Below are 25,464 nucleotides of genomic sequence, written 5' to 3'. Positions count from 1 at the left end.
AGATTGTTCCTCACTTCATGAATGAATCCAATAAACCTATACCTTAAAAACAAAAGAATGATTGCGTAAACGATGCAGCTGCGACATCTTGTCAATCTTCATGGCGCCCTCATTCAAATAAGCGAATTCCATCGTTGCATCACCTGTCATCCACTCATCCGGCGGCCGGCTGATCACTTCATTAATACGAAGCTGAGTAGGTCTGAGCAGAGAAGCTGCAATAATAGCATCCGTTTTGCCGCCGGTTCCAGCATGGGCGAGTCCGCGAAGAGCGCCAAGCACATAAATATCCCCTGTGCACAGCAGCGAGCCTCCGGGATTCAGATCTCCCATCAGCAGCAAATCACCATGATGCTCCACGGTTTGGCCGGAGCGGATAATGCCGGTCATGACTCGTATATTGTTGCCCTCATCAATCCTGGGTGCTTCCGGCATATCACTTTCAACCGACTGCACGATAAGATTGCCTTGCTGGCGGATAACGGACCTTATTTGATCCTTCTCCTCCTCGTTGGCCAGGCGGGCACCCAGCTTCACATGAACATGAACGATCGGACCGGTCAGCAGCTGTTGATGCGACTTTTCCAATTTGTACTGCAGTTCTTGAAGAAGCACGGAAAATTCGCAATGGTCGTCAAGAAGAAAAACCAATCCTTCTTTAACGCCTTTGATCGTAATATGCTGCTTATCGGTCACGCTCGTCCCTCCTTCTCTACTTATTACGATTCTTTTTCGGACCTCCCGATTCCTGCCTGGGTTTATTTTTCATCGTCATCTTCCTTATTCTTTTTCAGACTACCCTCGAACCACCGCCTTGCAGGTACATACATAAGCAGGGAAAATAACAGCTGAAGAAAAAGACTCGGCAGAATGTGATCAAAAATCGCCCATTCATAGGACAGGCTGGTTAGTCTGAAGACGCGGTAAATAAAATGGACAACCGTATCATTTATAAAGGTAAAAAAACCGATCATGGATAAGGCCATCAGAAGTGTGCTTCTTTTATTTTCCAGCAGCAGACCAGACAAGTATCCCACAAGCCCGAACGTAAAGGACTCAACTCCAATAATTCGGCCATAAAAAGCCAGATCCTGCAGCAATCCAAAGGACAAGCCAAGAATAACCGCGGAATGGCGGCCCCTGTACATTGCTGCAAAAAGCACAAAAGCCAGTGTGAAATGGGGAACTACCCGCCCCACTAGACCATCCGGCAGAATCCAGTAAAAAATCGTCCCCTCCGAAATAAAGAAAAGCAGCATCACAAGGATAATCCGTTGTATGCTCATTGCGTTTCTGCTCCGGTATCCGGAATTTTCACCACGAATACTTCCGTCAAATGATTAAAATCCGCTGCAGGCGTAATCGTTGCCGTCTGGGTCAGACCAAAATCCCCTACCTGAACGGAATCCACAGTTCCGATAATCAAACCTTTTGGAAACACATTGGCAAGCCCGGAAGTGATGATCGTGTCGCCTTTGGCAATGGGATCTTTTTCGGGAATTTTGCTCATCGTCAGCTTGCCCGTATCCTTGCCGTAACTTTCGATCATGCCAAAGGAGTCCTTCTTGTTCAGTGCCGTGGCGGGAATTTGCTTCGTACTGGCATCCAGCGAATTCGCATCCAAATCCGTTATCGGCATCACTGAAGAATAAAAGGGATCGACGCGGTTCACCAGGCCAACGAGGCCTTTGGTCGTGACGACAACCATATTTGTTTTAATCCCGTCCCGGGAGCCCAAATCAATCCGGATCGTCTTGTCGTAAGGATCGTTGCTCGCGGATACAACCTGTGCAATCAAATATTGATAATTATTCAGGCCCTTCTGCCGCTCGGTAAAATTCAAATCCTCTTTCAATGATTCATTTTCTTGTTCAACCTGGTTAAAATGGATGCTGTCCCTGGCATAATTCGCCGCAATTCCGCGGAGAATTTCATTTTCCTTGTATACGTCATGCAGCTTGGATAAATCTTCAAACAAGCCCGCGATATAGCCTGCGGGCCTGTAAAACCATTCCTGTACAAATGCGCTGGAATCGAGGATAAAATTTTCCGGCCAGGTGAGCTTCTTGCGCTCACCGATCGAAAAGCCCATAACGGCTACAAAAACAATAAATATGATCATCAGAACAAACATGCGTCGATTGCGCATCCAATTAAACAATTCTTATCACCCGTCCATTCCACTCATCCGTTTTCCCCATCCGGACTTTATCGTTTGGAACGAGAAACCGGGCCGCCCCGCGTTTTGAATAAATCAATATTATCAAGCGCACGTCCAGTTCCTATTGCAACGCAATCAAGCGGATTCTCCGCAACAATAACAGGCATCCCCGTTTCACGGGCCAACAATTTATCGAGGTTGCGCAGCAGCGCGCCTCCCCCGGTCAGTACAATTCCACGATCCATAATATCGGAGGACAGCTCCGGCGGACATTTCTCCAGGGTGACTTTAACCGCTTCAACGATCGAATTCACGGTATCCATGAGCGCTTCCGTGATTTCGCCGGAGGAAATCGGCAAGGTCTTAGGCAGTCCGGACACAAGGTCGCGGCCGCGAATTTCTATGGTTTCGGGCTTGTCCATCGGCAGCGCCGAACCGATCTCCATCTTGAGCTGCTCCGCTGTCCGTTCCCCGATCATGAGGTTATACATGCGTTTGATATATTGGATAACTGCTTCATCCATTTCATCGCCGGCAATCCGGATCGAACGGCTTGTTACAATACCTCCAAGGGAAATAACCGCCACTTCGGTTGTACCGCCGCCAATATCGACGACCATGCTGCCAGTAGGCTCCCATACCGGAAGATCGGCCCCGATAGCCGCTGCGAAAGGTTCTTCAATTGTGAAAGCTTCTTTGGCTCCCGCCTGCTCCGTTGCTTCCTTGACAGCCCGCTGTTCCACCGCTGTAATGCCAGATGGCACACAAACCATGACATTCGGATGGCGTGGAAAAAAAGAACGCTGCTTCTGAGCCTGGCGAATAAAATATTTAATCATTGTAGCTGTTGTTTCGAAGTCAGCGATAACGCCGTCTTTCATCGGACGGATCGCCCGGATGTTGCCCGGTGTGCGGCCGATCATTTTTTTGGCTTGCTCGCCAACAGCTTCAATGGTTTTTGTATCCGTACGAAGAGCTACAACTGAGGGTTCTCTTACGACAATACCTTTTCCTTTTACATATACAAGCGTATTTGCCGTTCCCAGGTCAATCCCTAAATCCTTTGTACCACCAAACATGATAATCTTCCTTTCTCTTCTTAAGGCAATCCCTCATATTATATTACATACAACCTTGCTCCTTCAAACTGATAAATCGATTGTCACCTATTACCAAATGGTCAAGCACATCGATGCCGACCAGTTCGCCCGCCTCCACCAGCCTGCGTGTCAAAGTAATGTCCTCAGGGCTCGGCGTTGGGTCGCCGCTTGGATGGTTATGTAAACATATTATAGATGCGCTGCTGCACTTAATGGCCGCCCGAAAGACTTCACGCGGGTGCACAAGCGACGCATTCAAGGTTCCAACCGAGAGGGTCTCGCGATGGATGACATGGTTTTTGGTATTCAAAAATAAACAGACGAAGTGCTCCTTTTTCAAATACCGGAGTTCCTCCATCATGAAATTAGCCGCATCGGAGGGCTTGCGAATCGTTAGAGTCTCATTCTGCTGGCTGCGCGCGAGGCGCCTGCCCAGTTCAATGCCTGCACGCAGCTGAACGGCCTTGGCCGGTCCAATACCGCGAATGGCCGTGAGTTCATCAATGCTCATGTCAACCAGGCCATATAAGCTGCCGCATTCTTTCAGAATACGCGAAGCGAGCAGCACAGCAGATTCGCTCTTGGTTCCCGTTCGTAACAAAATAGCCAGTAATTCGGCATGACTTAATGCTTCGGCCCCAACTGTCATCAGGCGTTCTCTTGGTCGGTCTTCGTTAGGGACATCCCTCAGCACATATTGCTGCGCCTCCATGTCCTGTTCCTGCCTTCTTGGATGAATTGACAAATCATGCTTGAATCAAATGACTTCTACGCCAAAAGCGGACAGCATTTCGGACAGCAGGGATAACGGCAAGCCCACGACATTGAAATAGCAGCCGTCCAATCTGTCTACCAGCGTCGCGCCCAGACCTTGTATGGCGTAGCTTCCCGCTTTATCCAGTGGTTCTCCGGTCGCCACATAACGCTTCATCCGGTCCTGATCAAGCGGTTTCATGGCAACCCTGGTCATCCGGTGCCGGACAAGCTCCCTCCCTGAGGAAGTCTCCAGGCAGGCAACACCTGTGAAAACATGGTGTTCCCGTCCCTGAAGTCTGCTCAGCATCCTGAGCGCATCCTGCTCATCGACAGGTTTCCCCAGAACGTCCCCGTCCACTACGACTATCGTATCCGCTCCAATAATAAGAGACCGGTCCGCGTCATGGCCGCCGAGCATGGGAACAGCCGCTCTTGCTTTGCGTAGCGAGAGCTGCTCGACAATACGGGATGGCGACCAATCCGGAGGTGTTTGTTCATCCGCATCTGTCGACAAAATGAGAACCGGCAAGGACAGGTCGAGCGATGCGACCAAATCCCGCCGGCGTGGAGATGATGAAGCCAGCACGAGCTGGCGAACTTGTTTTGTAGGAAGGGATGCATCCATTTGAGTAGCACTCCTATTAATTACTGATGCGTTGTCACATTTTGCGGTACAGCCAGACGGCTGCAACAAGCCCGATGATACTGAGCAGGCTTACCTTTAAGCGGATTGTGAAATCGTAGCTCAGCACAAGTAAATCTGCAGCAGGCGACCACTTAACTTCGGAGGTTTTGGTTAGAAACGATAGTCCAGAGACGGGAGTAAGCCAGCGCGCCACCAAAGTGCCCGCCAGTAAACCGATTAAGATGAATAACAGCAGAATCCATCCATTTTTCTTCATCTTCCATCGTCCCTCGCCATTTTTTGACACGTTTGCTCTATTATACGCTCCAGCGAAACGCTTTACAATCCATCGATAGCAGCAAACCAGGCTTTTTGGGTAAACACCGCTTCCATGAGCGCGTTTTGCATTGACCACAGATGCGCATCAGAAGGCTTCTTTGCATATTCGCCAGCTGCAGCGGACGCTGCGTTCACCTGCTGAATAACCTTGAGCAGCGCCGTTTTTTGCTGTGCATCTGTCACACCCTTCTCTACAAGCGAAGCTGATTTTACCCACTGCTGATGAAGCTCGCTCCAACTATTCGCCTCACCCATGGAGGCATCATTAAGCTTTTCTAATGTGCTTCCATCCATTTGACGAATAAGTTCGCCCGTTTGTTTGAAAAAACTTTCAATTTCTGCAGGCTTGCCGGTATAGGGTATGGAGGAGAGTGCGGGTACATCGATTTGTTTGATATATACCTCCATTCCGGTTAACGTTTGGCTAAGCGCAAGCGCCTCGTTTCGATCCGCAGCCATGCCCACATAAACCCGATAGTCCTCACCATCCGCATAAGATGCAGCCGCCAACCCTTTTGCCGTCAGCTCCTGAACTGCCGCATCCTGTCCTTCTTGATTGCTGAAAACTCCATACTGCAGCATGTAATAGGAACTTTCAGGTATATTCACTTTGATATTGGATGATCCAGCCGCTGCCCCGCTCTGATTTCCAGAAGTGCTGTTGCTCCCATTTGAATTAACCGCCGCGACTTGACTGTCCTTATTATCTGCGGCGTTCGCGCCCGCACCAACCTCAACAGTCGGCACAGCCGTTCCGGCCCCAGGATCCTCCGCCGACGGCGGCCCTCCCGCAAAAAGGGCCAAAATAAAATAACCGAACAATCCTCCGGTCACAACCGCTCCGGTCACGGATGCAAATACCTTGTACCAGGATGGATTCCGGCCATGGCGGTAATTTGCAGCCGTCTTGAACGAGCTGAGGATGCCCTGTGAACCTGAAGAATTTCTTTCGTGCTCGTCCAGATCCTCAAGATCAATTTCAGGCTGATGCGCTTGAATTGTTTTCGATCTCCCGTTGAACGGCTCCTCCGCTGCCGGTATATGATACAGACTATCGTGAGCGTCATAAACGGGAGTTGATGCCATATAGGCATCCTCCCAGGACGAAAGCTTCGCTTCTAAAGGTTTCACTATTTGTGGCGGGTCAGCATGGCCGGGCTCGGCTGGCTTTACTATATTCCTGGAGTCCTGAGACGTGGATGGTGGCAGAGAAGCTCCCTTGACCGTTTGACGATCCGTCTCGCGAATCAACTGCTCCAACGCATGCGCATCATTTTGGAACGGGCTGTTCCATGTTCCCTTATCGGACGAAAATTGAAGTTCTTCCTGAAAAATCGGCACGACATTGGACTTGTTCGGGCGTTCCTGCAAATCCGGATCCGGCTCCCGCTGCTCACGAGCTCCGTTTTGCTTGTCAAAACGGTACGTAATGCGTGCTTTTGAATTCATATCACTCTCTCCTTGTCCGCAATCTCTAGTACGCTTCCTGTGGTCCTTAAAAATATCTTTGTGAATCTTGTCCCTATTTTCAGCAATGTCTTTGTGTTCCTTGTCCCTATCTTCAGCGATGTCTTTGTGTTCCTTGTCCCTATCTTCAGCAATGTCTTTGTGTTCCTTGTCCCTCTTCTCTAGTAATAGTGTATGAAGAGATTAAGAGACTTATGACAAGTGCCCCTCCCTAAATCCCTCCTGAGGAGGGACCCCAAGGGTCTTCCGACCCTCTGGACACCCGGAATCGACTAACGTGGGCGTTATAGAGAATCGCTTATATGCCGCTGACTGCTATGATCGTTTTCGTCCCTATCGGGACACACTTCCATGCAGCGCTCCCGAGCCGCCTGGTGGACTTCGTCCCTGAATAACGAACGCAGCTGCAGAAATGCTTTTACGTTACAGCAAGCAGGTATCGTTTTCGTCCCTCCCGGGACACACTTCCATGATGCGCTCCCAAGCCGCTGATGGACTTCGTCCCCCATAAGATTTGGGTCATATTGATGAGGAATTTACCTTGGCATAATTGAATTATAATTATCTCGAATTCTTAAATCGGGGATTAAAATAAGGTTGGAAGAATGTAATCGTAAATGGAGGAGATGAGTCTGTGATTCTCAAACGTTATTCCAGTCCTGAAGGGACATCTGGTGCCCCGAGCGCAGTAAAGTAGGAGTGGGTCCCGTCAGGGACGAAAAACGAGGCCATCTCGCAGCAGCTATCCCGCTTCGCCGCCCCGCCAACGTTACCCACCCGGGTGTCCAGAGGGCCGGAACCCTTTAGGGTCCCCCTCCGGGGGATTTAGGGGGTAGGGACGAAAAACGAGGCCACCTCGCAGCGGCTTGCCCGCTTTGCCGCCACGCCAACGTTACCCTACCCGGGTGTCCAGAGGGCCGGAACCCTTTTGGGGGATTTAGGGGGCCATCTGCAGTAAAAGTAAGAGTGGGTCCCGTCAGGGACGAAAAACGAGGCCACCTCGCAGCAGCTTGCCCGCTTCGCCGCCCCGCCAACGTTACCCACCCGGGTGTCCAGAGGGCCGGAACCCTTCGGGGTCCCCCTCCGGGGGATTTAGGAGGCAGCTGCAGGTCCCGTCAGGGACGAAAAACAAGGCCACCTCGCAGCAGCTAATCCGCTTCGCCGCCCCGCCAACGTTACCCTACCCGGGTGTCCAGAGGGCCGGAACCCTTTTGGGGGATTTAGGGGGCCATCTTCACTCCATGGAAATGGAATCCGGGGAACATTTGGGGAGGGGCATCCCCAAATAAAAATAGCCCTCTGGCAGCATCCGAAATTGAATCGGATGTCCAGAGGACCAAGAGGCACTTGTCGTCCCACAGAGGATTCAGGGATGCCTTGATCGAAGCAGTCTTGCGAGTCCATCGGCAACCTTCCAAATGTCTCCGGCACCCATAGTAATGACAAGGTCACCAGGTGACACTCTTTCGGACAGCTCGGCCAGCACCTCTTCTTTAGTTGGCAGATAGGCGGTGTTCGCATTACTGTTTTTGACGATAAGCTCGACCAATTTTTTAGAATGAACGCCTTCGATCTGCAATTCGCCGGCAGGAGAGTAGATGTCTGTAATAATGACCTCATCCGCCTCCATGAAAGCCCTGCTGAATTGCTCGAACAGAAAGAAGGTCCTCGTATAGCGCTGCGGCTGGAATACGGCGATAATTCGCTTTCCAGTTGATTTTGCCGCACTGATGGTCGCCTGGATCTCAGTGGGATGATGGGCGTAATCATCAATGACGAGAATGTCATTAACCTCGCCGAGAACCTGAAAACGGCGTTTGGCTCCGCGAAAATCGACAATAGCCGCCGCTATCGCGTCGAAAGGCACGCCTGCCTCCAGACAAGTGATGATAGTTGCCATCGCGTTGTAGACATTATGCCGCCCCGGAACGGACAGGTTGATACTGCCCAGCTTATTGCCATGCTTCGTCAACTCGAAGGAGGCTTTACGGTCGCCGAGTTCAATATTCGCTGCTGTGTATACGGCGTCGTTTCTTTCGATCGCATATGTGATGATCCCGGATCCGCCAAGCGGACCGGCTTCCAGATTCGGCAGCATATCCAGGAGGTTTTCATCGTCTATGCAAATAATCGCTTTCCCGTCTTCCTTAACCTGGCTTAAGAACTGCACATAAGCGGCCTTCAGCTTGGTGAAATCGCCGTCGTAGTTCTCCAAATGGTCAGGCTCAACGTTGGTCACGATAGCAATAGCAGGATGATATTGCAGGAAGGAGCCGTCGCTCTCATCGGCCTCCGCTACTACAAACTCTCCCTTTCCGGCCTTTGCATTGGTGCCTACATTAATGATCTCTCCCCCGATAATATAGGTGGGATCAAGTCCGCATGTTTCCATAACAAGTGCGATCATTGATGAAGTCGTCGTTTTGCCATGAGCGCCCGCAACTGCGACGCCTTTGCCGTTATTCATCAGTCTCGCCAGCATTTGTGCGCGATGCAGGATCGGAATGTTCAAATCCTCTGCTTCTTTGCGCTCCACATTGTCGCGGGACAAAGCGGTAGAATAAACAACAAGGTCCGCGCCTCTCACATGCTCCCGCTCATGGCCAATATAGATATGCGCTCCATTAGCCGCAAGCTTCTCGGTGAGTTCCTGCCCTGCGACGTCGGAACCTGACACCTTGTACCCCATTTCCAGCATGACCCGAGCGATAGCGCTCATACCATAACCGCCGATACCGATGAAATGAACGTGTTCTGCCGTATTCAAAGACGGTTCACCAACCTTTTTCAGAATCCATATTGTAGAGCAATTGAGAGCGGACGTCTGCAATCAAATAGAGCGTTCCGGTTACAACCGCCAAATCGGCTTCACCGGTCAACTTCTGAAGCCGCGCGAGCGCCTGCTTCCAATTCGGTTCCACGATGAGCTCGAAAGGGCGGCCGATTTTCTCCCTCATCTCCCGAACGATATCTGCCAATGCTTCGGCCGACATCGCCTTGCGAAAATCAGGCTCAGTTACCACGAGCATATCCACTAGAGGTAGTATATGCCGTATTGTGTCAGGATGATTCTTGTTCGCCAGCATCCCGATCATAAGATGAAGACGGTTATACGTATACGTATTGCGGAGCGCGTCCGCAAGCGTTTCCGCGCCCTCGGGATTGTGCGCGCCGTCAACCAGAAGGCGGGGAGATTGGAGCACCATCTCAAGCCGGCCGGGCCAGGCCGCCTTGCGCAATCCCTGCCGGAGATCCTCATCATCCATGACAAGCGCATAGTATTGACGCATAACCTCCAGCGCCATGACAGCTACCGCAGCATTGGCGCGCTGATGCGCACCATTCAGCGTAATTGTCAAATCGTCAATGGAGCGGAACAATCCGTTGAAACGAAAATGCTGCTCGTCTTCCTTCACATCGAGTGTGGTTTCACTGAATTTCTCACCGAGCAGATATAAGGTGCTGTTTGCAGCCTTTGCCCTGGAAGCGATGATTTCGATGACCTCCGGCTGACTGACAGCGCTTATTACGGGAACTCCGGGCTTGATAATCCCTGCTTTCTCCCGGGCGACCTCTTCAATGGTATCACCCAGAATATCCATATGATCATGTCCCACATTCGTAATGATGGAGACGATGGGATTGACAATATTCGTTACATCAAGCCTTCCCCCAAGCCCGGTCTCCCAAACCACGAAATCCGGATAAGCCACCGTCGCATAATACAGAATAGCCAATGCCGTTGAAACCTCGAACATCGAGGGCGATCCAAGCTCCGATTTCGCAATCTCCTCGACATGCGGCTTGAGCCTATTGGACAGCATCAGCAGCGTTTCCTCCGGGATATCGACACCGTTATATTGAAACCGGTTGGTGAATTTGGTGATGAAAGGAGACGTGTAGGTCCCTACATCATAACCGGAGTGAATCAGCACGCTGGTAAGGTAAGCACAGACGGAGCCCTTGCCGTTCGTACCGGCAACATGAATAAACTTCAAGCGGCGCTCCGGATGGCCGAAGCGTTCCATCAACAGCTCAATGCGTTCCATCCCCGGCCGGATGCCGAACGCGACTAATCCTTCTATCCAATCCCGTGCTTCCTGATAAGTTGCAAGCCCGCCGTCGGCGGACTTAAGAAGCTGATCTGTCATAAGAGTTCTTCCTTCTTCCTCATATTAACCTGAGCAATTGCTCGCAAGCTGCTATAGCGGCGTTAACGATCGTTATCCGCGCAGTTCCGCGAGTCTTGCTTTCACTTTTTCCCGTTTATCCGCATAATCGGCCATTTTGGCCCGTTCTTCATCAATGACCTTGGCAGGCGCTTTGGCTACGAAGCCTTCATTGCCCAGTTTCTTCTCGACACGCTCAACTTCGCCGGTCAAATTCTGAATTTCCTTCTCCAAACGTATAATCTCCTGGTCGATATCAATCAGCCCGGCCAGCGGAAGATACAGCTCCGCCCCGGTAATAACCGCCGTCATTGCTTTATCCGGCGCCTCCTGGGAAAGACTGATTTCAAGCAAAGATGTCCCGCAGAAACGGCTGATGAATTCTTCGTTGCGGCTGAGAATGCCCGCTTCCGCTTCTCCGGATGGCTTGATGAGCAGCTCGACTTTCTTGCTCATTGGCACATTGACCTCTGCGCGAATATTGCGGACCGATCGGATAATCTCCATCAGAAGCTCCATCTCGCGAACGGCATCAGGCGCTTCGAGCGCCGAGTCATATGCCGGCCAGGCAGCCAGCGTGATCGTCTCGCCATCATGGGGCAGATGCTGCCATATTTCTTCACTGATGAAAGGCATGAACGGGTGAATCAGCCGCTGCGTCCGGTCAAGCACGTATGCAAGAACGGACTGCGTGGCCCGCTTCGCTTCCGGATCGCTGCCGTACAGGTTCAGCTTCGCAAACTCAATATACCAATCGCATAAGTCGTCCCAGATGAAATTCGTCAGCAATCTGCCGGTTTCACCGAACTCATAGCTATCTATAAGTCGTGTAACATCACGTGAGGTTTCATTTAACCGGTGCAGAATCCAGCGCTCTGCTGTTCCGAGCTTCCCGCTGATATCGATATCTGCAGCCGTTACCCCCTCCAGATTCATCAGCGCAAAACGGGACGCGTTCCAGATCTTGTTCGCGAAATTACGCGCCTGTTCTACTCTCTCCCAGCGAAAACGCAAATCCTGGCCAGGCGTACTGCTCGTCGAGATCATGAAGCGCATCGCGTCAGCGCCGTATTTTTCGATCACTTCTAGCGGATCGACGCCGTTGCCCTTGGATTTGGACATCTTGCTGCCATTCTCATCGCGAACAAGCCCATGCATCAGAACATCCTTGAACGGTTTCTGGTCCGTGAATTCCAGTGCGGTAAAGATCATGCGGGCGACCCAGAAATAAATAATATCATAACCGGTCACCAGCACGTCGGTTGGATAGAAACGCTTCAGATCCTCGGTCTGCTCCGGCCAGCCAAGCGTCGAGAACGGCCATAATGCCGAGCTGAACCATGTGTCCAGCACATCCTCATCCTGCCGCAGCGAGGAGCCACCGCATTTGTCGCAAACTTTAATATCTTCTCTTGCTACAAGCAGTTCTCCGCAATCCTCACAATACCACGCCGGTATGCGGTGCCCCCACCACAATTGGCGGGATATGCACCAGTCACGGACATTTTCAATCCACTGCAGATAAATTTTCTCAAACCGGTCAGGAACAAAACGGACACCGCTGCCCGCACGCTGAGCCTCAATCGCCGCCTGTGCAAGGGGCTTCATCGAGACGAACCATTGCGTGGACAAATAAGGCTCGATAACGGCGCCGCTGCGTTCGCTGTGTCCTACCTGATGGACATGATCCTCGATTTTAATGCAGACTCCCTGAGCCTGAAGATCAGCCACAATGCGCTTGCGGCATTCGGAACGGTCCATTCCTTTATAGGGGCCTGCCTCGTCGTTCATCACGCCGCTCTCATCCATGACAACAATTTGCGGGAGCTGGTGGCGAAGGCCGACCTCAAAGTCATTCGGATCATGGGCAGGCGTTATTTTGACCGCGCCTGAACCAAAATCCTTCTCTACATATTCATCAGCAATAATCGGGATTTCCCTGCCGATAATCGGCAGAATGATCACCTGCCCGATCAAATGCTTGTAGCGGTCATCCTCGGGATGAACAGCGACAGCGGTATCCCCAAGCATCGTCTCCGGACGGGTTGTAGCAACGGTCAGGAAGCCGCCCTTATCCTTCAGCGGATATTGCAAATGGTAAAGATGCCCGTTCACTTCTTTATATTCAACCTCAATATCCGAAAGCGCTGTGCGCGCGGCGGGATCCCAGTTGATGATTTTTTTGCCGCGGTAGATCAGCTTCTTCTCATACAGCCTTACGAATACCTCGCGCACAGCTCGTGAAAGTCCTTCATCAAGCGTAAAGCGTTCGCGCGAATAATCCAGCGAGAAGCCCATTTTGCCCCACTGCTCATGAATGGTCTGTGCGTATAATTCCTTCCACTCCCAGACCTTCTCCAGAAACTTCTCGCGCCCGAGATCGTATCGGGACAAACCCTCCTCGCGCAGCTTCTGCTCCACTTTGGTTTGTGTCGCAATCCCGGCATGGTCGCTGCCCGGCAGCCAGAGCGCGTCAAAGCCCTGCATCCGTTTCGTACGGATCATAATGTCCTGGAGCGTAAAATCCAGTGCATGCCCGATATGCAGCATCCCCGTTACATTGGGCGGCGGGATAACAATGGTATACGTCGGAGCATCAGGACGCTTGCCGGCTTCAAAATATTTTCCCTGCATCCAATATTCGTACCACTTGGCTTCCGAGGCCTTCGGATCATACGTCGTCGGCATCTCTGTCGTCATTTGTTTTTCAGACATGGCTACTTACCTCCATTATGTTTGCAAACCGGAACTTGAGTAACGGCCTGAAGGCCGCCGGTTGTGAATATGAATATGGTGAATCGTTGTAAACGGAAAAGAAAGGAGCAATTATTTTCCAAATAAAAATAAACCTTCCGCCCCTTTATTGCAAAGGACGAAAGGTTATGCTTCCGCGGTACCACCTTTGTTTCGACCAGCGGTTTCCCCCTGATGCGACACCTCGAACAGATAACGGCTGCGACCGGCTGGAACTAACGGACGAATCCGCTCATCCAAGCAACTCAGGGGCGACCAGTTGCAGCAAACATCCTGCAGAACCTCACAGCCATCCGGTTCCGCTCTCTGAAGGCATTGATGCCACTCTTCCCCTTCAATGTTATTATTTCTTAAAAGTATTGCCTTATTTTTTCTATCATACACGTTATGATTTGCACTCGTCAATCCTAAAGCGGGATACGGGCGGCCCATAATGGGGTGTTGACAGCAAAAAATCCCTCTGGAGCGGATTGCCGCTGCAAAGGGATTCATGGTTTTAAAGCTATGGAATATATAAAACCTGGCCTTCATTGATGCTGTGATCAGACAAACGATTATAGAGAGCGATTTCTCGGGGCTGCATTTGATAGCGGCTGGCTATCGTCTCCAGAGTTTCTTCGCGCTGTACGATACACATGCGCAGTCTGCGGAACGATTGATCGTCCGCGCTTCTTCCGAAGAACAGATTCTTCCATTCGATCTCATCGCCGTTTGGCTGACTTGCCGCTTCCGCCGCCTTTTGCGCATCCTGCTTCGCAACCGCTCTTGCTTCCTGCTCCCTCAGGCTGGACTGCAAAAGAGAACGAAAACCGACATTGCCGGCTGGCTGTCCGGACGCTTCATCAGAAGGCTTGATCCCCAAAGCAACGCGCATTTCCTTGGGAGCAGGCTCAGGTTCCGACGCGACGGGATCAATCTGGATTGGCTGAGCGCCCAATGGGCTGTCCGCTGCAAAAACAGACGCGTCAGGAGGCTGCTCTTCGGCTGCCGGGTGGAATGTTGAAAGCTGCTGGTCGGTACGCTGTGATTCCCGATTAGAACCCTCAGGCTCTTCCGCTTCCAGCTCGGAGAGATTAAGTATTACCTCTTCCTCTTCAAGCTGCTGCTGTCTGAGCGCCTCCAGCCTGTAGGCTTCCCATTCGGCAGCTTCGCGGCGGGCGTCTTCCCGCTCTTCTTCAAGAGCCCTCTCCCGTTCTTCCTCCTCCAGCTGGGCAGCGCGCAGTGCAGCCGCTTCCCGCTCGGCATCCGCTTGACGCAGTGCCTCGAAGGCTAATGCTTCCCGCTGCTCGGCTTCCAGTCGGCGCTGTTCCCTGCCGGCTTCCTCTGTTTCACGCTGAAGCTGTTCCCGCAGAGCCGCTTCACGGTTCGCGGCCTCCCGCTCGGCGATCTCGCGGTTTGCCGGTTCCCTGAATCCTTGCGTAACAGGAGCTGCCCAGCCGTCGAAGCCAGCCGGCGGCTCCTGCACCCGTGGTGGCGAAGGCTGTGATACGGGAGCTGCCCAGCCGTCGAAACCCGCTGGCGGCTCCTGCACCCGCGGTGGCGAAGGCTGTGATACGGGAGCGCCCCAGCCGTCGAAACCCGCTGGCGGCTCCTGCACTCGCGGTGGCGAAGGCTGTGATACGGGAGCGCCCCATGAAGGCAGCTGTTCTTCATCTTCCCTTTTATGAACGACGGTAAAAGGTTCCTCACGCCATTCTTCCTGCTCCTGCTTCTGCTCGATTTCGATGCCAAGCAGGGACAATACGCCTGTTACATTGAGCGTTCTGGCGGATAGCAGATCGACATCGAAGTTATCAATTTCCACCGCGATGTCATCGAGTCTGTTAATGCGGTTCATAGGAAGCGTGATTTCCACTGGAATCATATGCTCCAGCGCTTGATCTCCCTCAAGCCCGTCAGGCGCCCGATATACTCCTGACAGCAGCAGATGCCCCTTAAGCAGCACTTGTTCACCCTGCTGAACAATCTGGATACGGGGAACAAGCTCGATTTCTTCGAGCTCGTCTATTGCAGCCACATCATCCGGCAAATGAACACGTTCGTAAACGTCAAAGCGTAAACCGCTCGATGGATTGGACACGCTAGTCGTCCTCCTTTCCCCTCTCATAGCTTGGTTATAGCTATCTTCCCTATTTATCTATATGGCGAGGGGTAGGCGGGCATGACTACATTTTCAATGGAGTACCCAATTGATTGACGACTTTCCGGAACCAAGGTGGCTCCGGTGAGCGAACGGTGATTGCGTGATGGGAAAAAGGATGCTGAAATACCAGTTCCTCGCCCCGCAGCGCCTGATGAGGAAGAAGCCGGCTGCTGCCGCCATACAGAACATCGCCGATAAGCGGGTGTCCGATATGGCTCAGATGGACACGGATTTGATGCGTACGTCCTGTTTCCAGCGTCAGGCGGACCCAGGTGGCCTCCTTGAAGGTCACCAGTACCTCATAATGCGTGACGGCCTCATCGCCTGCGGGCGAAACGCGCCTGCGGGCCTTATGATGGCGGTCCTTCCCGATTGGTGCAGCTATTGTACCGCGTTGATTGCCCATGCGGCCCTGGACAAGCGCAGCATACTGGCGTCCGATCTGTTTAATCCGCATGGAATCATCCAGACGCAGCTGGGCGAGGTCATTTTTGGCATACAGCACAGGTCCCGATGTATCATCATCCAGGCGATGGATATGCTTGACCGGCATGGGGTCGCCTGCACTTAGACAATGACAGGCAGCAGCCTCGTCCAGCGTACCGCGCCGACCGGGAGCCGAAGCATGGACCGGCATTCCAGCCGGTTTGTCCATTACGAGGCACCAGTCATCCTCAAACAGGACAGCAGCTTCCCATTGAGCCTTCTCGGTGAGCTGTTTTTGGGCCAGGCGATAAAGTGGATCGGCTTCAACATTTGCCGGTACAAAGGCGTGCAATCGGACAACATCGCCTTCCAGCTGAATGCCGCCAACCGAGAACAGCCGGTTCACCCATTTCTCCGGAAAGAAAGCAAGAGCCAGCAGCCACTGCCGCACAGCATGCGGATGACTCCCGGCCTTCAATACAGGAATATTCAATTGCTTTTCTTCAGACCATTCAGCCAGAACGGGAACCGGCAGCTCCAGCCACTCCCCGCTTCGTTTGATGCTCCTGCCTTGCGTCCATTCATCCATTAGCCCCATCGCTCCTATAAACGCCGCAGCGCTTCATCATGAGCCTCAATCGTGGCATCAATGGCATTCTCATCATGGACGGCAGAAACAAACATGCCTTCGAACTGGGATGGCGCAACACTGACTCCAAGATCCAGCATCGCTCCAAAATAAGCCTTAAACCGTTCCGAATCAGCGGTTTTAGCCGTGTCATAATCAATGATGTGCTTGTCGGTAAAAAATGGGCACAACATGGAGCCTACACGATTAATCGTACAAGCGATTCCATGTTTGAGCGCATTGGATTCAAAACCATCCTGCAATCTGACCGACATCCGTTCCATATGCTCATATCTCTCCGGCGTGAGCAGGCTAAGTGTCGTATATCCCGCCGCCATCGCGAGCGGATTGCCCGACAATGTGCCGGCTTGATAGATTGGGCCGCTCGGGGCCATCAGCTCCATCAACTCGCGTCTGCCGCCATAAGCGCCAACCGGAAGCCCGCCGCCGATCACTTTGCCCAGGCAGGTCAAATCCGGAGTGATGCCGTACAAGCCCTGCGCGCAATGATAGTGGACGCGGAATCCGGTCATGACCTCATCGAAAATAAGCAGGCTTCCATACTGCTCCGTCACCTCGCGCAGCCCTTCAAGGAAACCCGGCAGAGGAGGAACTACCCCCATATTGCCGGCGACCGGTTCAACAATAATACAAGCAATTTGCTCGCCAAACTTCTCGAAAGCGAGCTTTACCGAATCCAGATCGTTATAGGGTACTGTAATGGTTTGGGATGCCACGCTTTCCGGAACACCAGGACTGTCAGGCAGACCCAGCGTGGCGACACCGGAGCCTGCTTTGATCAGAAGGCTGTCGGCGTGGCCATGATAAGAGCCTTCGAATTTTAAAATTTTGCTCCGCTTCGTGTAGCCTCTTGCCAGACGCAGGGCGCTCATGGTCGCCTCTGTGCCGGAATTCACCATACGCACCACTTCAACTGATGGAACGCGCTCGCATACCAGCTCCGCCATTCTGGTTTCCAGCTCGGTTGGCGCACCAAAGCTGGTCCCCTTCTCAGCCGTCCGCTTGATGGCCTCAATGACTTCCGGATGGGCGTGACCCATGATCAGCGGCCCCCAGGAGCCTACATAGTCGATATAGCTGTTCCCGTCGATATCGTAGACGCGATAGCCTTCACCGCGTTCCATATAAACCGGCGTAAGCCCAACGGACCGAAAAGCCCTGACCGGCGAATTTACACCTCCGGGAATGACAACCTTCGCTTGTTCAAAAGCCGCCTTGGAACGCTCATCCCGGCGAAACCGATTATTTTCGCTCAAATTCGACACACCACCTGTTATTTGTTCGCAATCCTAACATTTTCGCGATAGAGTAGGATTGCGTCTATTCTTTGAGCCAGCGTGCAGCATCCAGGGCATGATAGGTAATGATCAGATCCGCTCCGGCCCGCTTCATACCGGTTAATGTCTCAAGCACAATCGCCTTCTCGTCGATCCAGCCGTTGAGAGCTGCGGCCTTCACCATGGAATATTCCGCACTTACATTATAAGCCACAACCGGCAAATCAAAATGATCCTTCAACTGGCGGAGAATATCCAGATAGGCAAGCGCAGGCTTCACCATCAGCATATCCGCACCTTCGATAACATCGGATTCCGCTTCACGCAGCGCCTCGCGCCCATTTGCCGGATCCATCTGATAGGTCTTGCGGTCCCCGAACTGCGGAGTTGAATGAGCCGCTTCACGAAAAGGCCCGTAATAGGCCGAGGCATATTTCACTGAGTAGGACATGATGGGAATCATTTCGAAACCGGCTTCGTCCAGCCCGTCCCGAATGGCACTCACAAATCCGTCCATCATATTGGATGGAGCGATGATATCGGCTCCGGCCTGAGCCTGGGAAACAGCCGTTTTTACCAAAAGCTCGAGAGAAGCATCATTATCCACTTCAGCTGCGCCAGTCGACTGATTATGCAGGATGCACCCGCAGTGACCGTGATCTGTAAATTGACACAGGCAGGTATCTGCTACAACCACCAGTTGAGGTGCCCGGGATTTGACGCTGCGTATGGCCTGCTGGACAATTCCATCCGGCTCATAGGCGGATGAGCCGACAGCGTCCTTATGTTCGGGAACGCCAAACAGGAGAATGGACTGTACGCCGGAAGCTACAACGGCATCGATTTCCAGTTGAAGCTGATCCAGTGATAAATGGTAAACACCAGGCATAGAGGGAATTTCCTCTTTAATATTTTGACCGTACGTAACAAAAATCGGATAAATAAAATCATTCACCGTCAGCTGCGTTTCGCGGACCATATTGCGCAGTCCCGCAGAACGGCGCAAACGGCGATGTCTCGTAATCGGAAAAGTCATAATAATACCTCCTTAGGCGTTTATGGCAAAGTTCTTCATTTCATGGTTTGGCGATCCGCCAACAACACATGTTTTCCCCGGCTTAAAGCCTACTCGCCAGGAATCCGTTTGGCTAATCGCGATGCCGCGATAGCCTCGATAAGACCGTCAATTGTCGCATCCTCCGGCTGAATGGTCACGACCAGACCCGATTCCTCGGCTGTCTTGGCCGTAAGCGGACCGATGCAGGCAATATCCGCACTCTGAAGCACATCTACCGGATTGTCCACTCCCATGCGCTGCATAACCGTTATTAAATTCGTCACTGTTGATGAGCTGGCAAATGTAATGACATCCACCTTGCGTTTGATCAGCAGCTGCAATACATCTTCATCCTGGTCATCTTCAATTACAGTCTCGTAGACATCAATCTCCACAGTTACGAGCCCGCGCAGGGCAAGCTCCCGCGGAAGCACTTCCCTGGCCAGATCGCCGCGCGGCAGAAGCACCCGCTGACCTGGCAGCAAGCTCTCATGCAAGCTGTCCAGCAAGCCCTCTGCCTGAAATTTCACAGGAAGCGACTCTACGATCAGACCGCGTTTCTCCAAAGCTTCAGCTGTTTTGGGCCCGACGGCGGCAATTCGGGCCTGATGGAATCGCCGGATATCTATACCGAGTCTTTTCAGCCAGCCAAAAAAATACTCGACCCCGTTCACGCTTGTGAACATCAGCCAGTCGTATTGCTCTTCGGCAAGCAGCGCCGATTCTACCTCACGCACCGCGGAAGCGGAACTCTGCTCTCGCGTCTGTATCACCGGAAATTCGCAGGGCTCCCCGCCCAATTCCTCAATACGGTCCGCCAGGTCGCTGCTTTGCGCTCTCGCTCTTGTCACCAGCACCCTTGTTCCAAACAAGGGCTTTCGTTCATACCACTGAAGCTTGTCCCGCTGCCGGACAACATCACCTACGACTATAACCGCAGGAGGCTTGAAATCTGCCGCTCTCACAACAGCTTCTATCGTTTCCAAGGTTCCGGTGATGGTTTGCTGTTCGACCCGGGTGCCCCATCGGATCAGCGCCACAGGAGTCTCAGGAGGCTTGCCGTGCTTCATGAGCTGGTCGGCAATATAGCCGATCTTGGCAACGCCCATAAGAAAAATAAGCGTGCCGGTCGCATTGGTCACTTTATCCCAGTGAATCGATTGGTCAAGCTTATCAGGGCTTTCATGCCCCGTTATAATAGATAAGGATGAAGCCAGATCCCGGTGTGTTACAGGGATTCCCGCATAGGCAGGTACGGCAATTGCCGATGTAATGCCGGGAATGATTTCGAATTCAACGCCATTTTGCTGCAGCAGCTCCGCTTCTTCCCCGACCCGACCGAAGATCGTGGGGTCTCCGCCTTTGAGTCTGGTGACAATCTTCCCTTCAAGGGCCAGATCGACAAGAAGCTGATTGATATCCTCCTGCTTCATCGTATGACGGTCGGGAAGCTTGCCCACATATACTTTCTTTGTGCCTGCCTTAAGATATTTCAGCAAACGGGGGCTGGCTAACCGGTCGTACACCACGACATCACATGCCTGCAAACATTCCATGCCCCGGATAGTAATCAGCTTCGGATCTCCGGGACCTGCTCCTACGAGAAAAACCTTCCCTGTCGCCTTCTCCATGCCGTTCATCCCCCAATTTCGGCCAAAATACGGTCTGCACCTCTCTCTATGAGCGCATCCGCGACTTCCTTGCCCAGCTTCTCGGGATCACTCCCATGAATGGTTTCTTTCAGCAGTATCGCGCCATCCGGTGAACCGACAATACCTGTAAGCGCGAGAACAGGAGTTTGCTTGGCTTCCTGCTGATCGATAATCGTCGCATAGGCTCCGATCGGAATTTGACAGCCTCCGTTCAGCGCTCCTAGAAAGCTGCGCTCTGCACGTACGGCTAATGACGTCATAGGATCATTAAATAAATCGAGCAGATCGCGAACTTCCTTGTCATCCTCGCGGCACTCAATACCAAGCGCCCCCTGACCCACTGCGGGAACAGACAGCTCTACAGGCACGTAAGAGGATACCCTGTCCTCCCAGCCCATTCTCTTGATCCCCGCAGCCGCCAGAACGATGGCATCGAAGCCTTCTGTCTCGAGCTTGCGGATTCGTGAATCAATATTGCCTCTGATTGATTCAATTTGCAGATCGGGACGGGCGTGCTTAAGCTGGCTGGATCGTCTTAAACTGCTGGTGCCGACCTTTGCTCCTTGTGGAAGCTGCTCCAGCGAGAAATTGTTTTTGCTGATCAGACAATCCCTTGGATCGACCCGCTTGGGCGTGGCTCCATTGATAAGCCCCTCAGGCAGCTCGAAGGGCATGTCCTTCATGCTGTGAACGGCAATATCAATCTCCCCGTCGAACAAGGCTTGTTCAATTTCTTTCACAAACAAACCTTTTCCGCCCACCTTGGACAGCGTGACATCCAGAATGCGGTCGCCTTTCGTAATGATTTTGCGCACCTCAAAAGAATAATCCAATTGATGCAGAGCGCATAATGATAGCAGCTGATCAATTACCTGGCCTGTTTGGGTCAAAGCCAGCGCGCTTTGCCGTGTTCCGACCACAATAGTCCGCTTTCCGTCAATGATATATGTCATTCCTCATGCCCCTTCTCCACTATATCCTGAAGCCGGTTCAACCAGCCGCCGATCTCTTCCTCCACAGAACCAGAGCGTTCAGCCGTAGGCGATTCTCCTCTCGAATAAGCAAGTATCTCCTGAGCCGCAAGCTTTAAAATGGCATGCCTTCGTTTCTCATCAGGCTCCTTCTCAAGAGCTTGTTTACGCAAAAGGCCCAGCTTCGGAAGTGCAGTTCCCAGCTCTTTCCCATAGTTCATTTCCAGCTCCCGCTTGATGCGCGCTATCAGGGAGGGGCTCGCCCCTCCGCTCGTCACAGCCAACAGCAGATCGCCTCTGCGGACGACCGCAGGAGTAATAAATGCCCCTTCTTCGGCTTTGTCCGCCACATTGCACAATACCCCGCTGCCCGCTGCAGACAAGGAGACGGAATGATTGACAGCCCGATTCCCGGTAGCTGCGAATACAAGAAAAGCATCGGCTAAATCCTCTTCCTTGTATTCCCTCCGCTTATGCCGGATAGACCTCAACTCTGCCAATCGTTGAAGCTCCTCAGTAAGCAAGGGGCTCACGACCACAAGCCTGTCCGCTCCGGCTTCCAGCAGTCCGAGCACCTTGCGCTCCGCGACAGCTCCCCCTCCGATTACAACGCAGAGCTTCTCTTTGAGATTCACCATCATTGGATAAAAATCAGCCAAAATTGTTCAACCTACTTTCCTTAGCGTATACGGCTTAAGGAATCTATGACCAGCCGTGAAAAGAAGAGGCCTTATTCATTAACAGATTAAGCAGCAGAACGCCAAAGCTGATCAAATTAAAGCGGGCGCTGTTCCAGACTGTCCCGTTGAACCATCGATGCCTCAATATGTTGGCAATATAGAGTGCCAATGCAACGAAGGAAGTAAGCACCTTGGGATCAAGCAGCAGAGTATATCTGCCTTCCGTCAAAATCGATGTAACCGCAACCGCCAAAGACAATGTAAGCAGCGGCGTACCGATTAACGACGCCCTGAACATGAAGCGGTCCATAACATCCAAACTGGGCAGCCGCTGAACGCTCTTGGTCCACCTCTTTCCTTTCAATCTGCCATGCAGGAACAAATACATACCTGAGAAAATGGCGCTTATCGTAAGCGCGGCAAAGGCACAGATCATCAGGCTGACATGAACCACCAGCAGTTCTCTAGCGAGCTCCCAAGGGGCCAGCGACGCTCCTGAGCCGATACCGAACAAATTAAGCGTCAGTACCGCGAAGCCGATTACATTTGCGAAGAAAACAATAAATTCAATCCGGAAAAATTGACTGATAACGAGCGATATCGTCACCAGCAGCCAGGAGAACAGCAATAAATATTCAAACAGGCTCATAAAGGTCATATCCAGATGCGAAGCAATCCGCTGAACCAGAAATACCGCCTGCAGCACCCAAACGAAAGTAAGCAGCCCTGTTCCCACTCGTTTCGCCCTCCGGTTCCGGTCAACGAAATCCGAGAAGTAAAAGAGCAGGCTCAGGGCATAGATATAAAGCATTGCATCATATAACCAGTTTTGTGTAACCATGGGCGCCTCCACAAGTACGGCTTGAGATCGCCGGATAAGGAAATGGCGGCTATTCGCCGCCTGTCAAGTTCACTTGATCCCAATCGCTCGATATAAAAATTAAGTGGTCGCAGCAGCGATTGTACGGGAGGCTGTCTGCGCTCCAGGATTTTTTCCGAGTGACGAGATATGAGCGCCCTCTGCTGAAGAGACAGCCTCACGTTGTTTGGTCGATCTGCGTTCCTCAAGCTTGGCCTCTGCGATTTCCTCTTCCAATGCGAATAATTTCACAAACAAATCCATCGCATCATCGGCATGCTTCTCGGAGGCCATCTCTTTAATACGGACAATCGGATCGTGCATCATTTGGTTCACTATGCTTTTTGTCAGCTTGCGGATAATTTTCTTCTCGCGTTCGCCCAGGTCAGGGAGCTTGTTGGTCAGGCTCTCCATGGTTTCTTCGTGAATAACTGCTGCCTTGTCCTGCAAAGCGCGAATGAGCGGTGCGACGCCTAGCGTCTTATACCACTGGCGATATACATCCAATTCCTCAGCTATAAAGATCTCAATCTTGGCCGCTTCTGTCCGGCGCTGCTCCAGATTGCTCTCTACAATGCCTTCGAGATCATCGATATCATACAAAAACACATTTTCAACTGATGCGATTGCAGGATCCAGATCACGCGGTACAGCAATATCAATCATAAAAAGGGGACGCGCCTTGCGTGACTTGATGGCAGCCGCCACCTGTGCCCTCGACAGCACATAACCGTTGGATCCTGTTGAGCTGATGACAATATCCGTCTCATGAAGACGATGAATCGCATCCGTCAAGGATAGGGGAATCCCGTTAAACTTGTCCGCAAGCTCTACTGCACGGTCATACGTCCGGTTCACGACAAAAACTCTGCTGACTCCATTGGCATACAAATGCTTGGCAGTCAGTTCGCTCATCTTGCCTGCACCGATAATCATGACTGTCTTGCCGCTGAATTGTCCGAAAATCCGTTTGCCCAATTCAACTGCCGCATAACTGACCGAGACGGCAGCTTCTCCGATTGATGTCTCGGAATGCGCCTTTTTGGCCAGTGTCACCGCCTGCTTGAACAGCATGTTAAACATCGTGCCCGTCGTCTTCTGCTGCTGTGCAAGCAGAAAAGCACTCTTCACCTGACCCAGAATTTGAGTTTCCCCAATCACCATGGAATCAAGTCCGCATGTGACTCGGAACAAATGCTCAATCGCACGTTCATCTTCATACATATATAGATCGTTCGTAAATTGCTGTCTCGGCATGTCAAACCATTGTTCCATAAAGTGACGGATATAATGACCGCATAAATGCGGACGATCGACTACAGCATACAACTCGGTACGATTGCAGGTCGCAACAATGACACATTCCATGACGCTGTTCGTCTGCTGTAATTGTTTAAGGGCCTCCGGAAGGGCCTCGTCTGTAAAAGTAAATTTTTCTCTGACTTCGACTGGAGCCGTACGGTAATTAAGGCCAACAACCAATATGTGCATGCGCGTTCACCTGCCTTTCTTTACAGTTATTATCGTCTTAATCATCAATTATTATAGCATAGTTCGACAACCTGTACTCCTGCAATTATGAAAATTGTTTGAATGCATCATGATTAAAAACCGCATTAAAAATGACCACGAAAGCTCCGTGGTCATTGATCAAGTCATATGAAAATGTTACACAAGCTCGACTTGCTTCAAATCCGGTTCTACAACCTTCAATTCGCCCATTCCACGAATCAATTTCTTGGCATGAGTCGTTGTTGGTTTCAAAACAGACAGCATGTAGTCGATCGCAAGCTGCGGATCCACTGTTTCTCCGCACGTATAACAGTCGAGAGCAGCAAAACCTTTCTCAGGATACGTGTGAATGGAGAGATGACTTTCAGACAGCAGTACAAGAACGGTTGCGCCTTGTGGCTCAAATTGTTTTGCTTGCACAGAGAGTACGGTAGCGCCGCAGCTTTCAGCAGCCTCCACCATTTGGGCTTGTAAAAATTCCGCGTTGTTGAGCAGGTCAAAATCTACACCCCATGTGTCAACAGCAACGTGTCTTCCGAAAGTTGAGTATTCCATCTTTCGGTTCCCCCTTCCTAGGAATAAAATGTTTGAAAACTTTCATCCGCTAGGACCTACGTCATTCACTGCCCGAGGGAAAAATCTCTCGCAACATTACCATGTCCTGAGTGAATCCTGGTTCCTAATATTCTTTTCAACGAGAATAAAAATAACATCTATCGCTGATAAATGCAATAGTTTTTTTAAATTCTTTATATGAAGTTTTATCCTCAGTCCCATGACTGCAGCATTCGCGCCAGAGCCTTGGAGACGCACAGAGGCTGCAAAAAATAAAAGCCGCCATGGCGGCGGCTTTCAATCATGCATATA

The 25,464-nt window shown here is 51.7% G+C and carries 21 protein-coding genes; all 21 read right to left on the bottom strand.

Going from position 1 to position 25,464, the window contains the following annotated elements; genetic code table 11:
* Window positions 1–36: 36 nt before the first annotated feature.
* Window positions 37–696: a septum site-determining protein MinC gene (locus AC0YOB_RS11545; RefSeq protein WP_475765225.1), complete on the bottom strand. Its 660-nt coding sequence runs from the start codon at window positions 694–696 to the stop codon at window positions 37–39.
* Window positions 697–758: 62 nt separating this feature from the next.
* Window positions 759–1,286: a rod shape-determining protein MreD gene (gene mreD, locus AC0YOB_RS11540; RefSeq protein WP_475792952.1), complete on the bottom strand. Its 528-nt coding sequence runs from the start codon at window positions 1,284–1,286 to the stop codon at window positions 759–761.
* Window positions 1,283–2,161, bottom strand: a complete 879-nt coding sequence (gene mreC, locus AC0YOB_RS11535) for a rod shape-determining protein MreC (RefSeq protein WP_475792951.1) — start codon at window positions 2,159–2,161, stop codon at window positions 1,283–1,285. Before mreC ends, mreD begins: the two co-directional genes overlap by 4 nt.
* A 47-nt stretch (window positions 2,162–2,208) precedes the next feature.
* Window positions 2,209–3,240 (bottom strand): rod shape-determining protein, encoded by a 1,032-nt coding sequence (locus AC0YOB_RS11530; protein ID WP_210045649.1) that lies wholly within the window; start codon window positions 3,238–3,240, stop codon window positions 2,209–2,211.
* Between the two features lie 43 nt (window positions 3,241–3,283).
* Window positions 3,284–3,973, bottom strand: coding sequence for a RadC family protein (gene radC, locus AC0YOB_RS11525; RefSeq protein WP_210045648.1), 690 nt, complete (start codon window positions 3,971–3,973; stop codon window positions 3,284–3,286).
* A gap of 45 nt (window positions 3,974–4,018) precedes the next feature.
* Window positions 4,019–4,642, bottom strand: a complete 624-nt coding sequence (locus AC0YOB_RS11520; protein ID WP_475792950.1) for a Maf family protein — start codon at window positions 4,640–4,642, stop codon at window positions 4,019–4,021.
* Between the two features lie 34 nt (window positions 4,643–4,676).
* Window positions 4,677–4,919 carry a DUF4321 domain-containing protein gene (locus AC0YOB_RS11515; protein ID WP_210045646.1) on the bottom strand — a complete coding sequence of 81 codons (243 nt, stop codon included), beginning with the start codon at window positions 4,917–4,919 and terminating at the stop codon, window positions 4,677–4,679.
* 62 nt (window positions 4,920–4,981) lie between these two features.
* On the bottom strand, window positions 4,982–6,430 hold the full coding sequence (locus AC0YOB_RS11510; RefSeq protein ID WP_475792949.1) for an SPOR domain-containing protein: 1,449 nt from the start codon (window positions 6,428–6,430) through the stop codon (window positions 4,982–4,984).
* Window positions 6,431–7,814: 1,384 nt separating this feature from the next.
* Window positions 7,815–9,215, bottom strand: coding sequence for a UDP-N-acetylmuramate--L-alanine ligase (murC, locus tag AC0YOB_RS11505; protein WP_475792948.1), 1,401 nt, complete (start codon window positions 9,213–9,215; stop codon window positions 7,815–7,817).
* A 7-nt stretch (window positions 9,216–9,222) separates the two neighbouring features.
* Window positions 9,223–10,599 (bottom strand): bifunctional folylpolyglutamate synthase/dihydrofolate synthase, encoded by a 1,377-nt coding sequence (locus AC0YOB_RS11500; RefSeq protein ID WP_475792947.1) that lies wholly within the window; start codon window positions 10,597–10,599, stop codon window positions 9,223–9,225.
* Between the two features lie 72 nt (window positions 10,600–10,671).
* Window positions 10,672–13,332 (bottom strand): valine--tRNA ligase, encoded by a 2,661-nt coding sequence (locus tag AC0YOB_RS11495; RefSeq protein WP_475792946.1) that lies wholly within the window; start codon window positions 13,330–13,332, stop codon window positions 10,672–10,674.
* Window positions 13,333–13,873: 541 nt separating this feature from the next.
* The gene (locus AC0YOB_RS11490) at window positions 13,874–15,451 is read right to left on the bottom strand and encodes a LysM peptidoglycan-binding domain-containing protein (protein WP_475792945.1); all 1,578 of its coding nucleotides are present in this window, start codon (window positions 15,449–15,451) and stop codon (window positions 13,874–13,876) included.
* Between the two features lie 85 nt (window positions 15,452–15,536).
* Window positions 15,537–16,529, bottom strand: a complete 993-nt coding sequence (locus AC0YOB_RS11485) for an RluA family pseudouridine synthase (protein ID WP_475792944.1) — start codon at window positions 16,527–16,529, stop codon at window positions 15,537–15,539.
* A 14-nt stretch (window positions 16,530–16,543) separates the two neighbouring features.
* Window positions 16,544–17,845: a glutamate-1-semialdehyde 2,1-aminomutase gene (hemL, locus tag AC0YOB_RS11480; protein ID WP_475792943.1), complete on the bottom strand. Its 1,302-nt coding sequence runs from the start codon at window positions 17,843–17,845 to the stop codon at window positions 16,544–16,546.
* A 64-nt stretch (window positions 17,846–17,909) separates the two neighbouring features.
* Window positions 17,910–18,902 carry a porphobilinogen synthase gene (gene hemB / locus AC0YOB_RS11475; protein WP_475765204.1) on the bottom strand — a complete coding sequence of 331 codons (993 nt, stop codon included), beginning with the start codon at window positions 18,900–18,902 and terminating at the stop codon, window positions 17,910–17,912.
* An 89-nt stretch (window positions 18,903–18,991) separates the two neighbouring features.
* Window positions 18,992–20,554: a uroporphyrinogen-III C-methyltransferase gene (gene cobA / locus AC0YOB_RS11470; protein WP_475792942.1), complete on the bottom strand. Its 1,563-nt coding sequence runs from the start codon at window positions 20,552–20,554 to the stop codon at window positions 18,992–18,994.
* A gap of 5 nt (window positions 20,555–20,559) precedes the next feature.
* The gene (gene hemC, locus AC0YOB_RS11465) at window positions 20,560–21,528 is read right to left on the bottom strand and encodes a hydroxymethylbilane synthase (RefSeq protein ID WP_475792941.1); all 969 of its coding nucleotides are present in this window, start codon (window positions 21,526–21,528) and stop codon (window positions 20,560–20,562) included.
* Window positions 21,525–22,205, bottom strand: coding sequence for a precorrin-2 dehydrogenase/sirohydrochlorin ferrochelatase family protein (locus AC0YOB_RS11460; protein ID WP_475792940.1), 681 nt, complete (start codon window positions 22,203–22,205; stop codon window positions 21,525–21,527). Before AC0YOB_RS11460 ends, hemC begins: the two co-directional genes overlap by 4 nt.
* A gap of 43 nt (window positions 22,206–22,248) precedes the next feature.
* On the bottom strand, window positions 22,249–23,067 hold the full coding sequence (locus tag AC0YOB_RS11455; protein ID WP_210045634.1) for a cytochrome C assembly family protein: 819 nt from the start codon (window positions 23,065–23,067) through the stop codon (window positions 22,249–22,251).
* Window positions 23,068–23,166: 99 nt separating this feature from the next.
* On the bottom strand, window positions 23,167–24,576 hold the full coding sequence (gene hemA, locus AC0YOB_RS11450; RefSeq protein ID WP_475792939.1) for a glutamyl-tRNA reductase: 1,410 nt from the start codon (window positions 24,574–24,576) through the stop codon (window positions 23,167–23,169).
* Window positions 24,577–24,753: 177 nt separating this feature from the next.
* Complete coding sequence (gene speD, locus AC0YOB_RS11445; RefSeq protein WP_475792938.1) at window positions 24,754–25,152, bottom strand: adenosylmethionine decarboxylase; 399 nt, start codon at window positions 25,150–25,152, stop codon at window positions 24,754–24,756.
* Window positions 25,153–25,464 lie beyond the last annotated feature (312 nt).

The organism is Paenibacillus sp. JT31N17 (genome assembly GCF_056269255.1).
This window is presented reverse-complemented; position numbering and strand designations above follow the sequence as displayed.

Bases quoted from the DNA above. Each gene is read 5' to 3' on its own strand.
- mreD (WP_475792952.1), bottom strand. From the start codon at position 1,286: ATGAGCATACAACGGATTATCCTTGTGATGCTGCTTTTCTTTATTTCG.
- AC0YOB_RS11530 (WP_210045649.1), bottom strand. From the start codon at position 3,240: ATGTTTGGTGGTACAAAGGATTTAGGGATTGACCTGGGAACGGCAAAT.
- radC (WP_210045648.1), bottom strand. From the start codon at position 3,973: ATGGAGGCGCAGCAATATGTGCTGAGGGATGTCCCTAACGAAGACCGA.
- AC0YOB_RS11520 (WP_475792950.1), bottom strand. From the start codon at position 4,642: ATGGATGCATCCCTTCCTACAAAACAAGTTCGCCAGCTCGTGCTGGCT.
- AC0YOB_RS11515 (WP_210045646.1), bottom strand. From the start codon at position 4,919: ATGAAGAAAAATGGATGGATTCTGCTGTTATTCATCTTAATCGGTTTA.
- AC0YOB_RS11510 (WP_475792949.1), bottom strand. From the start codon at position 6,430: ATGAATTCAAAAGCACGCATTACGTACCGTTTTGACAAGCAAAACGGA.
- AC0YOB_RS11500 (WP_475792947.1), bottom strand. From the start codon at position 10,599: ATGACAGATCAGCTTCTTAAGTCCGCCGACGGCGGGCTTGCAACTTAT.
- AC0YOB_RS11495 (WP_475792946.1), bottom strand. From the start codon at position 13,332: ATGTCTGAAAAACAAATGACGACAGAGATGCCGACGACGTATGATCCG.
- AC0YOB_RS11485 (WP_475792944.1), bottom strand. From the start codon at position 16,529: ATGGATGAATGGACGCAAGGCAGGAGCATCAAACGAAGCGGGGAGTGG.
- hemB (WP_475765204.1), bottom strand. From the start codon at position 18,902: ATGACTTTTCCGATTACGAGACATCGCCGTTTGCGCCGTTCTGCGGGA.
- cobA (WP_475792942.1), bottom strand. From the start codon at position 20,554: ATGGAGAAGGCGACAGGGAAGGTTTTTCTCGTAGGAGCAGGTCCCGGA.
- hemC (WP_475792941.1), bottom strand. From the start codon at position 21,528: ATGACATATATCATTGACGGAAAGCGGACTATTGTGGTCGGAACACGG.
- AC0YOB_RS11455 (WP_210045634.1), bottom strand. From the start codon at position 23,067: ATGGTTACACAAAACTGGTTATATGATGCAATGCTTTATATCTATGCC.
- hemA (WP_475792939.1), bottom strand. From the start codon at position 24,576: ATGCACATATTGGTTGTTGGCCTTAATTACCGTACGGCTCCAGTCGAA.
- speD (WP_475792938.1), bottom strand. From the start codon at position 25,152: ATGGAATACTCAACTTTCGGAAGACACGTTGCTGTTGACACATGGGGT.